Genomic DNA, 15,639 nt, shown 5'->3' with positions numbered 1-15,639 from the left:
AAAAATAAACACATTGTAGTTGTTTTAGTTAAGGATATGAATACGCCAATAGAAAAGAAATACAGTAAATGGATTATAGTTCTCTCCATTTTCATACCTGTTGCAGTAGCTTTATTATTCGTAATTAAGTTAAAGGATTTAGGCATTGATGCTAAGCCACTGCCTCTCTTGCCGCCAATTTATGCAACCATAAACGGTTTAACAGCTATTTTGTTAGTCATCGCCGTATGGGCGATAAAAAATGGGAAGATTCAACTGCATCAAAACTTAATGAAAAGTGCAATAGGTTGCTCTTTGTTGTTTTTGGTGATGTATATCGCTTACCACATGACCACGCCATCTACTAAATTTGGTGGTGAAGGTGCGATTAAATATGCTTATTTTTTTATTCTCTTAACTCATATCTTGTTGTCAATAGCCATAATACCTTTGGTATTGGTTACTTATGTTAGGGCATTGGCGCAACGCTTTGACAAACATAAAAAGATTGCTAAAATCACCTTTCCACTTTGGTTATATGTAGCAGTTACGGGTGTAGTTGTTTACTTAATGATATCGCCATATTATATCTATTAAGGTAACTGATCAAGGTGAATTTTAAATAAATCCGATAACGATACGGTTTCTCCATCCGTGACAATCCGTGTTAAACCACCAACCACCTTACTAGCCTAGTTTTTGGATATACCCTAATGTCCACTTAAATAAAAGCCTAGAAAGATTTTCAGGTTTTTTTTTATGACATTAATTTTAAACCGCTCCTTTAGTTAAATCAGTATATTTGTAATAATGAAGAGGAAAATTATTTTTGTCTTATTTCTATTTGCTTTAACTCTTGCTGTTTCTAGCGAAGTTAATGCGCAGTGCGCCATGTGCAGTATCAATGCTGAGCAGGGCGTAAAAAACGGCAATACCGTTTCTGCTGGATTAAATACTGGTGTTTTATATCTATTGGCTATTCCTTATTTAATGGCGATGGTTGTAGGTGTAATTTGGTATAAAAAATACCGCAAGAAGAACGTTCATCTCAACATGAAGAACGAACCCTTTAACCTAAACTAGCATGGCAGGTAAAACCTCAAAGCTTTATGCCATAGCACATGCAAAATGTCCACATTGCCGAAGAGGAAATATATTTACAGGCAGTATGTATGGTTGGAACATTCAGCACACCAAAGAAATTTGTGGTCATTGTGCGCAACGAATAGAAATTGAACCCGGTTATTTTTATGCGGCCATGTATGTGAGCTATGCCATGAATGTAATTGAGATGCTTATCGCAAGTTTTATAACTTATCTAATTTGTGGACCGCTTGAGGACAACACCTTTTGGACCTATTTAATCGTAATATTTGCGGGCTGTTTTTTATTCTATCCATTCAATTACCGATATTCCCGAATAATTCTGCTGCATGTGTTATCTCCAAATATCAAATACAAGCCTTACTACGATCAATAATTTCAATTTTTTAAATTTCAATATCGGTTAACTTATGATTAACCCATTATACAATTCATATCCGTATGTTAAAAAAAGAAACCCTCAATTTTATTAAAGAAGTTGCAGAAAATAATAATCGCGAATGGTTTGCAGAAAATAAATCAAGATATGAAGAGGCGAAAACTGATGTTCTAGCATTAGTGGCTTCAATAATTCCAGAATTGGCAAAGGTAGATCCGGCACTTTCCGCAGAAGCCGATCCAAAGAAAAGTTTGATGCGTATTTATCGCGATGTGCGCTTTAGCAAAAATAAAGACCCTTACAAAACTAATTTCGGCATTTGGTTTTCTACTAAAAAGGGAAGTAACGAACCGGGCTATTATCTTCACATCCAACCCGGAAGCAGTTTCCTTGCAGGCGGATATTGGATGCCGGAGGCACCCCACTTAAAACTCATTCGCCAAGAAATAGATTACAATGTTGAAGATTTTAAGGAAATCATCAACAATAAAGATTTTAAAGATAATTTTAAGCTTGGTGTGGGCAATTCTTTAAAAAACGCCCCAAAGGGATATGACCCTACAGATCCTAACATAGAATTTTTGAAGTTGAAAAGCTTTGAAGCCACGATGGCGCTGAGTGATGCAGAATTTTTTAAGCCAAATCTCATTAATAAGTTAATAAGTTCTTTTCAAACGGTACAACCATTAGTTGTATTTTTACGAAACGCAATTAATCAATAACCAACAAATGAACCAGTTTTAAATCCGAAAGGATTTTTGCTGATTCAAAAACTTCGAAATTACACTATGAAAAATACCTTTTTAGCTTTTGCATTACTTCTCCTTATTTCATCAGTTTCATCCTGCGTAATTCTTTCGCCCAAAAAATATAAAGCATTATTGGGCACAAAAGATTCTTTATACACGGCTTTTAATGAAGGCTTGGTTAAAATTGAAAATCTTGAAGGTGAAGTTTCCAAGTTGAAAAAGGATACTTCAATGATGGCGGAGGAACTCCGTGAGTTGCAGAAAGATTACAATGATATGGATGCAAATTACAAAAGGCTTAAAAACAATTCTTCTTCGGAAATTACCAAACTTTCTGGCGACTTAGCCGCAAGGGAAAAACGGTTAAAGGAGGTTGAGGAGGTTTTACGCAAACGTGATGAAGCTACAAATGCGCTTAAAGAGAAACTTCAACAAGCTTTGCTGGGTTTTACTAAAAATGGTTTAACCGTAGAAATTAAGAATGGTAAAGTTTATGTTTCCTTAACAGATAAATTGCTATTCCCATCAGGAAGTATCGTTATTGATGAAAAAGGTAAGCAAGCCTTGGCTTCTTTAGCCAATGTGTTAAAGCAGCAACCAGAAATCAATATTGCAGTTGAAGGGCATACCGATAACCAAAAGATCAATAATTTAGGTCAGATTAAAGATAACTGGGATTTGAGCGTGCTCAGAGCCACATCTGTTGTTCGCTATTTAACTGAAAACGAGAAAGTACAAAGTGTTAGAATGACCGCTACTGGAAAGGGCGAGTTTCAACCATTGGGTTCTAATGCCAGCGCAGAGGGCAGAAGTAAAAATAGAAGAATTGAAATTGTGCTGTCGCCGAAATTAGACGAATTGTACAATCTGATTAAATAAAATTATAAATAAAGGCTGTATTATAACTCATTTGGAGCTGAGGGACTAAAGACTTTCTCGGAACAAATATCAATAAGGTTTTAAGGGCATTCTCGCTACTGAATATTTATATTCTGCTCTGATACATTATGAGGTGAAACATTTGAAACGATTATTTAGGTTTATATTCTAGCCACTAATCAGGTACACTGAACAGGAAAATTTAATCGAAGGAATATTTAATTGCTTTTGTTTTGGGTGTTTTTAGGTCGCCAAGGTGGTTCAAAACTTAATTTGGTTCGCTAAATCTATTGAAATAATTATACAGCCTCTTTTATTGATGCTTTCTGTAAGATTTTAGGATTTTGAACGTGTGGTCAAACTCTCCTCCATTCAAATTGGCATAATCTGGCATTGCTATTTTATTTACAGATAGGAAATGCAACAACTCTTTGATTACATTTGAAACTTCTTCATTAGCATCAGTATGCTTTAAAGCATCTATTTTGATGAGCAATAGTGCAACTTCGAACATTTTGAAATCGTGTGCCGAAGCAACTTTTAATCCATTATTTACTTCAATTAAAGCTTGATCGTAATTGTGCGTGTAGTTGTAGAAATTGGCTTTAAAAACACTGAAAGAAGTGATGATGAAATTGGTGAAATAAGTATATTCACTACTAATAATCTTATCAAGGAATTGAATGATACGCTGTGCTTTTTTAAAGTAGTTGAGCTTTAAATAGGTTTGTCCTAAGTGAATGAGCAAGAACGGCGAGAACACCGAATGCCTAATGTAAAATATATTCGGATATTTGCTTAAGATGGCCATGGTGAATCTGTGTGATTCGGCATAATTTTTCTGAGAAAACAAGGTAATCAAAACCAATCTAAACGTTAGCAGTTCTGCTGTAGTTAAATCTTCATTACGTTGGGCAGGGCTTTTATCTATTACGTGGCAAAGCTTAATAATCTTTTGTTCTAAAGTTTTGCTTTCGCTCGGTTTACCAACCAAATTATTATAAAAGTATAAAATTAAATCATAGGGATTAATCGGGAAAAGTTCGTTTAGGCGTTTGTAATTGCGTTTTAGGAGGTGCATGGTATTCATTAATGCGCCTTTGTCAATATCAATTAGGTTGATGTTGCATTCGATAATATGAAGCATGATTTGTGCATCTTCATTCAGTACCTTATCCGATATGGTTTTAATCGTTTCTTTATATAGCGTGCTCATGGTTCTACCCATAGCCATAATATCTATAAATTCTGATCCGATCGTTTGTTTATTAAAGTTAGATGTAGGTTTGCTGAGTTCATATTTGGCTACATAACAGATGAAATCAAACGATTTATTCTTCTCCTCATTAGAAAAAGGCAGCTTTAAGATATTTTTTAGTACTTCAACTTCGTTTCTGTTGATGCAAAATCTTATGGTCCAATTTAGAATGTGTTCTCTGAGGAGGGTGTTTGTATATGTTTTATGGATGTATTCAAAAAATGATTTGTCAGGCTTGTAGTCAAATTTTTCGGTGAGCTGGATAAAAATAAAGTAGGTATAAATATCGTTATTCAAAAATCGAACAATTTCTGTTGGTATGGCGGTGGTAAATCTTTTCTCTTCAACAATTATTCCGCTTAAAATAAGTTCTTGATAGATTTCTGGATAGATTGTGGCATAGCTTAGAATTTTCTCTTTCGCAACTCTAAGGCCCTTATTGCCTTCTGATATGGCATCGCTAATTTTTTTAAGGATGAATATCTTCTCGGTGCTGTTTTTTGCCAGAAATATTTTTTTCTCTAAAAAATAGTGAATGAGTTCATATCTTAATAATGGGTTTTTAAGGTCTAATAGTTCATTTTCATGCTTAATTTTATAATATACCTGTAGCCAAAATGGCGTTTTGAATTGTTCTAGAAGCGACGGGTTGATGTCGTTCTTCGTCATTATTTTGCCTTCAATTTGGCTTAAAGAGTGAAGAATTTCATCCGTATTTAAAAAAGGGACATTACTCAAAATTTCCGAATCATAAAACAAACCTTCATACCAAGTTTTAGTTAAGAAAGCCGAGCCCGTAATAACAGGCTGAAGATTTACCCAGGTATTGGATCTTAAACCGATGGCTACCTTGAAAAAGTTGTTTTCTTCGATGCCGTATAAAAAGTCAGTAAAAACCTTAAAGTAGCTGCTTTTTAGCAAGTATTCATCAATTCCATCAAGTATTAAAACAAATCGTCCTTCTCTTTTATCTGGATTTTTTTTGAAATAGCTAATGAGTTCGCTAACGTTACCGAACTTAAATTCCTTTAAAAACCAATCTTTAAGGCTCAGTCCGTTTTGTATAATGGCGTTAATACTGGCCGAGTTAACGAGTAGAACGATGTCGTTCTTATATAAAGCGTTTTCTGAATGGAAAAAGTGTTCTACGATATGTGCAATCAAGATGGATTTTCCATGCCCCGGTTGTGCACTGATGGTTGTAAACTGATAGTTGTTTTTTAGGAAGTAATCAAAATCTGGAAAGAAGAAGCTTCTGCTGGCCGTGGTATTGAAAGGAACACCTGAATTATTTTTTTTGGCGATTAATGATATTTCGGTAATGGCATGGGTTTTAAGTTTTAAATCCTGCCAAACGCTTTGAACATCAGCAATGTCGCCTTCTTTATCCAAGCAAAAGGATTCCCAGTTTGAATAGCCAATATATTGAGATAGGCTGTTTAAGGTAAATAACGAAAATTTGTGTAAGGTGTTTGCAAAACCAAAAAAACGCTTAATAGTTGTTTCACTGACGTAATTTTTAGTTTCTTGAAAAACATACTCAGAAATTATCTTACAATGCCCCGGGTCGATATTCCTCAATCCTGACTTGATAAGCACAAACTTCCTGAGTTCTATAAGGAGCTCGTTAGTTTTCATTAAATATAGATAGATGACTTATGCTAATGTCATCATAATTTCACAATCAGCGAAACAAATTTGGTAAGAAACAATTCTATGAATGAAATGAACGGAGACTTGAAAAAATAGAATGAATAGTAATGGATAAAATTCATCATTAGGGTAAATGTAGATTTGTCATGTAAGTGTACAATATAGCCTTTACACCTTGTGCACTTCACAACGCATCACCTATATAAATGCTTGACATGATGAAACATTTTACCTCTCCATCTCTGAAAAGGATTATTTGCAGTATTTACTTTATTGCAGTTGTTATCTTTTTAACGCTTATCAGATCAAATTCGTATGCACAAACAAAAGTTTATGCAAATACGGTTAGTTCTGTTAGCCCAAACGCAGTTTCATCTTTAACAGGCTGCGGCTTATTAAATCTTCAACCCTGCTACAATACCCTTACAGTAGAAAATGCCAATAATGCTTTAAGCCCCGATAATGCCACCTTTGCAACGGTAAAGTCTTATGGCGGTGCAGCGTTAGGCATTTCAGCTTATAGTGGTGAGTTGGAAATAAAATTTCCTACTGATGTTCCAGCTGGAAAAACTTCCTACGTTCGAATTGATTTTAATGCTGATGTGCTAAATGCCCTTTTGGGAGGTAATTTGGGCGGGTTGCTGGCTAATGTGGTTGGCAATGTTGCTTTGGGCGACCACACATTTGAAATAGGTGCACGAAACTCTACTGGTACAACGGTTTTAAGTGGAACAAGTTCTGCTGCTTTTTCTAACAATAACCTGCGTTTGGTAAAAGATGCCAATGGATACTTTTATGTTGCCATTACGCCTAGCCAAGTATATGATAGAATTTACGTAAGAGATAGAACAGCATCACTATTGGTAAGCACAGCCAACAATACTAAGGTGTTTTACGCATTCTATAATTCAGGATCGGATGTTTGTGCCCAGGCTGCCTTTACCAGTTTTGATGGAACAGGTTTAACGGTAGATGCTTTAGGGCTTGGAGGTGCAGGAGTAACCAACCCAGAAAATGCAATTGATGCCAATCCGGCCACATTTTCTCGCATAAGCTTAGGCGCGTTAGGTGTTGCAGGATCTATTGGGCAGAATTTTTATTACAATACCTTATCAGATGCGGGTGATGATTTTAACTTAAGATTAAGCGTTTCTTCAGCTTTGCTAAATGCTGGAGTTTTAAACAACATCAGGGTTACCGCGTATAATGGGAATACTGAGGTATATACTCAATCGGCAGCTAACTTGTTGGGGCTTGATTTGTTGGGATTACTAAATGGAGGACAAATTGCGAACATCCCTTTTTCACCCGGTGTGCCATTCGATCGGATTAGGGTGTCACTATCTTCTCTATTGAATGCGAATTTAACGCAAACCATACAGGTATATGGAATCTCCAGATCTGCAGGCCGGCCGACTTTTACCTTACCAGCCAGTGATCTAGTAACAACTTGTTATAACAGCTCTGCCGCTTTAACGGCCACCACATTAATTACAAATGAGCTTTTATGGTATGCAGCAGCAGACGGAGGAGTTCCTTTAGCAACCGTTGCCTATAATGGCACTTTCAATACACCTCTATTAACAAGCAACACAACCTGTTATGTTGCTGCCCGTAAACTGGGTTGTACAGCTGAATCATTTCGGGTACCTGTAATGGTAAGCGTAAATCCTGCAATTGTTTTTAATACAACAACCTTAAATAATGCAACAAGTGGATTTGCTTACTCCAAACAGTTGGATGTTGCCACTGGCGGCACTCCAGCTTATAGTTATGGATTAACAAATGGAAGCAGTTTGCCCCCCGGTTTAAGCCTATCCAATAGTGGTTTAATTTCGGGTACCACAACGGCAGCAGGTACTTATACTTTTTCTGTTACCGCCACCGATGCTAAAAACTGTACAGCTACTGTTAACTATACTTTGATTGTTGCCGAAACTTTGGCGCTAACAGCAGGGGCATTGCCTGATGGGATTACTGGATCACAGTATCCAACACAGATCATTCCATTGGCAACTGGTGGAACTGAACCTTATATTTATTCGGCAAGTGCACTTCCCCCGGGTTTACTTTTCAATCCGACAACTCGGGAAATCACCGGAACAGCAACTCAGAGCGGTAATTATACCATTCCAGTTACGGTAACTGATGCAAACGGAAATACAATTACATCTAATTTCTCCCTTAAAATTACCGATCCTTTGGTATTGCCATCGGCTACGCTAGTTGCTGGTACCACTGGAACAAGCTACACTACGCAAATTATTCCCATCGCAACAGGTGGTACCTTGCCATACACTTATTCGGCAACTGGCTTGCCAGCGGGCTTATCGTTCAACCCTACAACGAGGGAAATTACGGGTACGCCAACGCTGGCTGGAACATTTATCATTCCAGTAACGGTTACGGATAACACAGGTAAAACGGTCACAACCAATTATTCCATTACCATTACCGATCCGCTATCCTTACCAAATGCAAGTTTAGCAGATGGAAATGTAGGCGTTGCTTATCCAACTCAAACCACGCCTGCGGCAATAGGTGGCGTTGGACCATATACTTACGTTGCTACAAATCTTCCGCCGGGATTAACATTCGATCCTGTAACAAGAGCAATTACTGGCACACCAAGCCAAGCAGGTAATTATTCAGTTTTCGTGACGGTTACAGACAGCGAAGGCAGAACGGCGAGTAATACCTACCCGCTAAAGGTAAACGGGGTATTGTCATTACCTCCTGCTACCTTAGCAAATGGTGTTGTTGGAACCTCATACCCAACCCAAACCTTACCCGCGGTAGCTGGTGGAACAGCGCCATATACTTATTTAGCGACAAATCTTCCTCCGGGATTAAATTTTAATACCACAACTAGAGAAATTACAGGCACACCAACCTTGGGTGGAACCTATATTGTTTCCTTAACAGCAACAGATGCGAACGGCAATAAAATCAATACCGATTATAGCATCAATGTAACGGTTAATGCACCTGTTGTAGCCGCAGCAACGGTTTGTCCAGGCAGCTCAGCCACCTTAAGTGTGAGTAATTTGCAAGCAGGTGTAACTTATAATTGGTATTCATCTACAGGAAATAATCCTCTTGCCACAAATAATACAGGTGTGTTCACAAGCCCAGTAGTTAATGCACAAACTGTTTTTTATGTTGAGGCTGTTTCTGGAACGGCAGTAAGCGCCCGCACTGCGGTTACGGTTTCTATAAATCCTGCTGCAAATCTAGCGGTGGTTACTACAAACAACCAGATAATCAATAACGGGCAAAGCACTACATTATCTGCAACAACAGATACCGGAAATTCCATCAAATGGTTTGATGCTGCAACAGGTGGAACACAATTGGCAACAGGGGCAAGCTTTACAACCCCCACATTAACAACCACAACCACTTACTTTGTAGAAACAATAACTGCAAATGGCTGTGTAAGTGTAAGTCGCGTTCCGGTAACTGTAACGGTAATTAATGGCGGTGGTAGTACCGCCTGTAATACAGCAAATAGCCAAAGCAGCGGCATTACAGGCATCTGCCTTTTATGTGGCGTAAGCAATGCCGGAAATGCTATTGATGCAGATCCGAATAACTTCACAAGAATCACTTTAGCCGTTGGTGTAGGTTCGGCAGGGTACCAACAGCTCAACTTTCCATCCATCGGACTGGCAACAGATAGTATTCGTTTAAACTTAGGTTTGCCATCTGGATTGTTAGACTTAGGTGTACTTAGTGGAATAACTATAAATGTTTTGAATGGAAATAACGTTGTTCGGACTGTTCAATTAAACTCATCAGTATTAAATCTTCAGGTTTTGGGTGGAAGTCGGTTTGCGGCCACATTGGTTGCGGGCGGTGCTTACGATCGTGTTGAAGTCCGAATTAATGGTTTAGCTTCGGCAGTTTCAAGTTTAGATGTTTATGGTGCAAGCGTAATTTATCCCGATCCAACTTTCACGGCAGGATCGCAAACCATTTGTTCGGGAAGTACCGCTACATTAACGGCAACTGCAAATGGGGGTACAACTTTGAATTGGTATAATGCACCTACGGGTGGGACTTTATTAGTCAACGGCCCTTCATATACCACGCCAGCCTTAACTACAACTACAACTTATTATATCGAAGTGAGCAGAGCTGGCTGCGCAAACGCCTCGCGCATCCCGGTAACTGTAACGGTAACACCTGTGCTCTCAGTTCCTGTATTGGCGCCAATTGTAAGTGCATGCGAAGGCGCTACAACTACGCTATCCATTAATAACCCCGACCCAGCAACAACCTATAACTGGTATGATGCGGCTACAGGAGGAACACTTTTGTTTTCAGGAGCTACGTTTATTACCCCAGCGCTCACCGCAACAACAAACTATTATGTTGAGGGCAGTCAAGGCACTTGTATAAGTGCAACTCGTGCGGTGGCGACAGTGACGGTTAATCCACGTCCGACTTTGCCAATGGTTAGTGCATCGGCATCAAACGTAAGTGCGGGGCAATCGGCAATTTTAACCGCCACTTCTTCAGAAGCAGGGCTTACCTTTAATTGGTACACTTCAGCTACTTCTACCAGTTCGGTTTTTACAGGATCTACTTATGTAACGCCACCATTAACCTCTACCACAACTTATTTTGTAGAGTCGGTTTCTTCCAATGGGTGTACATCTGCTAACAGAGTTCAAATCACCATTACGGTAGATGGAACCATCACGCCAAATCCTGTTCCATGTGAAGCTGCAATTTCACAAGCCAACGGAGTAACTGGGGTGGCATTATTAGCGGGTGTGTTTAATGCAGGTTTAGCCATTGATACAGATACGCAAACCGCATCATCATTAGTTATGCCTGTTGGTGCTTTGGGTGCTTCGGTATATCAATATTTGGGTTTTGGTTCGCTTTCAAGAGTTGGCGATACGGTAAAAGTATTGGTTTCATCGCCAGGTAGATTACTTTCTCTGGCTCTTTTGGGCAATGCTCAGGTAACTACCTTTAACGGAACAACGAGCAATGCAGATTCGAGATTTCTCAACAACACGCTCCTGAATGTTCAATTATTGAACGGGAATACGCAAGCGTTAATCACCTTCGTTCCAACAGTACCATTTGATGGTGTGGAACTACGATTAAATTCTGGTGTGGTAGGTGCCTTAAGTTCAATCAATTTGAACTATGCTCAACGTGTTTTGGTTGCCCCAACAGTGGTTTCTGCAAATGTTGCTGGTTGCATCGGTAATACCGCTTTATTAGAAGTAAGCAATCCAGCCGCAGGATTTACGTATCAATGGTTTGATGCTTCTGGAACTTACTTAACTGGTAAAGATGGAGTAAGTTTCACAACCCCAACATTAACCGCGAACACGAAATATTTTGTTGCTGCACTTTCTGCATCTGGATGCCTGAGTGCTAAAACGGTGGTTAACGTAACCGCTAATCCACTACCAGCAGCTCCAGAATTATTATCGCCAAACGTTTCAACCTGTGCAGGTCAAACCGTAGTACTTCAGGTAAAAAACCCTGTTGCAGGAATAGTATATAAATGGTACGATGCAGCAAATGTATATCAAGCAGGAAAAGATGGCGACACCTTTACCATAAGCAACATTGCTGCGGGAAACACAACATATTCGGTTGAGGCCACCAATAGCTGCGGCGTTTCCACAGCTAGGGCAACTGCCACAATTCAAACTGGTGGTGGTTTAGATACACCAGTGATTACGCCAGCGGCGGTTACCATTAACAGTGGTTCGGTAGCCGTATTAAAAGCCACCTCTACAACCGCTGGGGTTGTTTTTAACTGGTATGATAGTCCAACTTCAACCACTTCATTGTTTACTGGCGATACTTTTGTAACGCCACAACTATCGAGTACGACAACCTATTATATAGAAGCTACAATAGGTGGTTGTTCTACAAATGCTAGAGCTTCGGTTGTTGTAACCGTAATTCCAAATGGAACCCCTGTTCCTACGCCATGTGGTGCGGCTACCGTTTCTCTAGCAACAGGCGCAACAGCTGGTACTATAGGTGCATCGGTTATTAATCCAGGCTTGGCAATAGATAATGATGTGAATACAGGGTCTAGCTTAATCATTCCGGTTGGGTTTGTTGGTGGATCTGTTTATCAACAACTTGGCTTTACCGGAGGATTATCAAATGTTGGAGATACATTAAGAGTAAGCATCACCTCTCCTGGAAAGTTGTTATCACTTTCAGTTTTACCAAGTTTAGTGGTAACTACCTTTCAAGGTGCGGTGAGCAACAATGACGGAATGAGCTTAAACAATCCATTAATCGGTGTAAACTTATTAAGTGATGGGAGCGGGGCAATATTAACTTTTGTTCCATCAGCAAAATTTGATGGAGTTGAACTTCGATTGAATTCAGGGCTTTTAGGTGCATTAACTTCTGTAAATCTAAATTATGCCCAAAGAACAATTCCTGTTCCAACGGTTCAAGCCTCGGTGAACAATATTTGTGAAGGAACATCCGCCGTATTAAGTGTTCAAAACCCTCAAGCTAACCTTAACTATAAATGGTATCTGGGTACAACTTACCAAGCGGGTAAAGATGGGCCAACCTTTACAACGGATGCGAGTTTAGCCGCAGGAAGTTATAACTACACCGTTACAGCAACCGCAAATGGTTGCGAAACGGCTGGAGCGGTAATTACAATAACTGTTGTGGCCCCGCCAGCCCCACCAGTTCCTACTCTAGGAAACCCATTAACAACTTGTATTGGCACCCCTGCAACATTAAGTGTTCAAGCCAGTAGTGGTGTAGTTTATAATTGGTACGATGCGCCAACGGCCGGAAATTTGTTGGTAAGTAACAATAGCAGTTTCACCACTTCAGCTTCACTAGCGCCCGGAATATATGATTATTACGTAGAAGCGGTAAATGCTGGCGGCACAAGTTGTACAAATCCTGCGCGCACAAAAATTTCGATTACCGTTAACCCATCCGCAACTGCATCAGATGTTTCCATCAATGGAAATACGTCATTGTGCACATCGGGAGTCGCTGTACTTACAGCAAGCAGTACAACAGTTAACAATCCAATATTTACTTGGTATAGCGATGCAGCCTTAACAACAACTGTATTTACAGGCCCAGTATATACAACGCCGGCAATTTCAGCAACCACTAAATACTATGTTACCGTTAACGGATCCAATAAATGCGCCAATACGGCTGGTAATGCAGCAGAAGTAACCATCTCAATAAATCCTGTTGCTGGGGCTTCAGACATTAATTTATCGGGAGCCACAACATTGTGTGGAGGTTCATCTGTAACGCTTACCGCCAGCTCAACTACGGTGATCAATCCAATATTTACCTGGTACAGTGATGCAGGCTTAACCACTGTAGCTTACGTTGGGTCAATATTTTCAACCCCTGTTTTATCTTCCAACACAACCTATTATGTAACTGTAAAAGGAGATAACCGATGCGAAAATACGAGTGCTACGGCTAAGGCAATCACCGTCACGGTTAATCCTTCAGCAACAGATGCTGACATCTCCGCAAGTGGAAATACAACCATTTGCCAAGGTTCATCAACAGTTTTATCCGCTTCAAGCTCAACGGTTAATAATCCAGTATTTACTTGGTACAGTGATGCAAGCTTAACCACTGTAGCCTTTGTTGGTGTAACGTTTAATACACCAATTCTTAATGTAAGCACAACATACTACGTTACGGTAAAAGGCGATAATAAATGTGAAAATGCGCCAAGCAATGCAAAAGTTGTAACGGTAACAGTTAAGGCCTTTGCCACAGCGGCCGATATTACCCTAAACAATGCTCAAATCTGTTCGGGCACTTCAGCGGTATTAATGGCATCAAGCTTAACGGTAACACAGCCAATCTTCACTTGGTATAGCGATGCTTCATTAACAAACGTTGTGTTTACAGGGCCAACATTTACGGTTCCAGTTACCACCACTACAAATTATTACGTAACGGTTAGGGGTGCAAATAAGTGCGAAAACACTCCAGCAAACGCTAAGGTGGTAACGGTAACGGTTAATCCATTGGCCTCTACAACTGATATTATTGCCAATAATGCCGTAATTTGTGCCGGATCATCAACCACTTTAACTGCCAGTTCGCCAACTGTTACCAACCCTGTATTTACCTGGTACACCGATGCTGCATTAACCAATGTATCGTTTATAGGCGCAACATTTGTAACGCCAAACTTAAGTGTAAATACCACATACTACGTTACCGTGAAAGGGGATAATAAATGTGAAAATGCACCAGGTAATGCAAAAGTGGTAAGTGTTACAGTCAATGCCTTGCCATCAAACCCTATTGTATCAACAACAGGCACCAACATCTGCGCTGGCGAGGCTACATCACTCTCCATCCAAAACCCACAAGCAGGCATAACCTACGAATGGTATGATGCAGCAACAGGAGGTAATTTGCTATTTACTGGAACAACTTATACTACGCCTGCATTAAGTGCAACCAAAGCTTATTATGTAAATGCAGTTAACGCAACAGGTTGTAATACGGCTAGCGCTAGAGTTCAGGTTACGGTAGTCGTTAATCCAAGGCCTAATGTACCAGCGGTTTCAGCAAATAATGTAAGTACCTGCACAGGCAGTTCGACAATTTTAATCGTGTCCACTCCACAATCGGGGGTTGTTTACAACTGGTACACAACCGCTACAGGAGGAACATTAGTGGCTACTGGCACAACATTTACCACTCCAGCCATAACAGCAAATGTAACCTACTACGTAGAGGGGGCGTCTGGTTCTTGTATCTCAACATCACGAACAGCAGTAAATGTTTCGCCACTACCGGTACCTGTTGCACCAAGCTCAGTAACGGTTAATAGTAGTCCAATCTGCTCAGGCAGTACAGCCATATTGACCGTGAACAATCCTTTAGCCAACCTGATTTACAGATGGTATGCTTCGAGTTCTGGTGGGGCATTTTTAGCAGAAGGTGTAACTTTTACCACGCCAACTTTAACAAGCACCACAACCTATTATGTAGAAAGCGTTGCCTTAGGCGGTTGTTCGAGTCCAACAAGAACCGCAGTAACCGTTAATGTGTTGCCAGTGTTGGATAGGCCAGTAGTGTCCGTTCAAGCAATAACATCCAATAGCATCACGTTCGGATGGCCAGCAATATCAGGCGCAATCGCTTATGAAGTATCAACAGATAACGGCTTAAGTTGGCAAGCCCCAACATCAGGCTCTGCAGGTACAACCTTTTTAGTTTCAGGCTTAAAACCAGATCAGAGTGTAACCTTGATTGTTCGGGCAAAGGGTCAAATTGACTGTCAAACCAGTGCAAATTCTGCACCTTTTACAGGCAAGGCCACTAACCCGCTGGGCAATGAGATTTACATCCCAAATATTTTCACGCCGAATAATGATGGAAAGAACGACCTCTTCCTAATTTATGGAAATACCATCGCCAGTGCCCGAATGACCATTTACACCCAGTGGGGACAGTTAATTTATCAATCAGATAACGTAGCAAATGGATGGGATGGAACCTTCAAAGGCGTTAATCAACCTGTAGGTGTGTATGTGTACATCGTTGATGTGAAATTTGCAGATGGTACAAGTGTGATGAAAAAGGGGACAGTAACCTTAATAAGATAACCACGATCGGAT

At 39.9% G+C, this 15,639-nt stretch carries 7 protein-coding genes; 6 read left to right on the top strand and 1 reads right to left on the bottom strand.

Annotated elements, in window-relative coordinates; genetic code table 11:
* Nucleotides 1-36: 36 nt before the first annotated feature.
* The 5 genes from DHW03_RS07700 (at nt 37) to DHW03_RS07680 (ending at nt 3,090) form a co-directional block, all read left to right on the top strand.
* Nucleotides 37-576: a DUF420 domain-containing protein gene (locus DHW03_RS07700; RefSeq protein ID WP_109925185.1), complete on the top strand. Its 540-nt coding sequence runs from the start codon at nt 37-39 to the stop codon at nt 574-576.
* Between the two features lie 213 nt (nt 577-789).
* The gene (locus DHW03_RS07695; RefSeq protein ID WP_109925184.1) at nt 790-1,062 is read left to right on the top strand and encodes a hypothetical protein; all 273 of its coding nucleotides are present in this window, start codon (nt 790-792) and stop codon (nt 1,060-1,062) included.
* A 1-nt stretch (nt 1,063) separates the two neighbouring features.
* Nucleotides 1,064-1,459, top strand: a complete 396-nt coding sequence (locus DHW03_RS07690) for a DUF983 domain-containing protein (RefSeq protein WP_109925183.1) — start codon at nt 1,064-1,066, stop codon at nt 1,457-1,459.
* A gap of 65 nt (nt 1,460-1,524) precedes the next feature.
* Complete coding sequence (locus DHW03_RS07685; RefSeq protein WP_109925182.1) at nt 1,525-2,184, top strand: DUF2461 domain-containing protein; 660 nt, start codon at nt 1,525-1,527, stop codon at nt 2,182-2,184.
* 66 nt (nt 2,185-2,250) lie between these two features.
* Nucleotides 2,251-3,090, top strand: a complete 840-nt coding sequence (locus DHW03_RS07680; protein ID WP_109925181.1) for an OmpA/MotB family protein — start codon at nt 2,251-2,253, stop codon at nt 3,088-3,090.
* A gap of 313 nt (nt 3,091-3,403) precedes the next feature.
* On the opposite strand, the gene DHW03_RS07675 is transcribed toward DHW03_RS07680, so the two are convergent.
* Nucleotides 3,404-5,986: an NACHT domain-containing protein gene (locus DHW03_RS07675; protein WP_109925180.1), complete on the bottom strand. Its 2,583-nt coding sequence runs from the start codon at nt 5,984-5,986 to the stop codon at nt 3,404-3,406.
* A 230-nt stretch (nt 5,987-6,216) separates the two neighbouring features.
* On the opposite strand from DHW03_RS07675, the gene DHW03_RS07670 reads away from it, so the two are divergent.
* Nucleotides 6,217-15,627 (top strand): Ig-like domain-containing protein, encoded by a 9,411-nt coding sequence (locus DHW03_RS07670; RefSeq protein WP_165825389.1) that lies wholly within the window; start codon nt 6,217-6,219, stop codon nt 15,625-15,627.
* Nucleotides 15,628-15,639 lie beyond the last annotated feature (12 nt).

The organism is Pedobacter yonginensis (assembly GCF_003173595.1).
GTDB lineage: Bacteria > Bacteroidota > Bacteroidia > Sphingobacteriales > Sphingobacteriaceae > Pedobacter > Pedobacter yonginense.
Note: the sequence above shows the minus strand (reverse complement) of the source record. Positions and strands in the feature narration are given on the sequence as shown.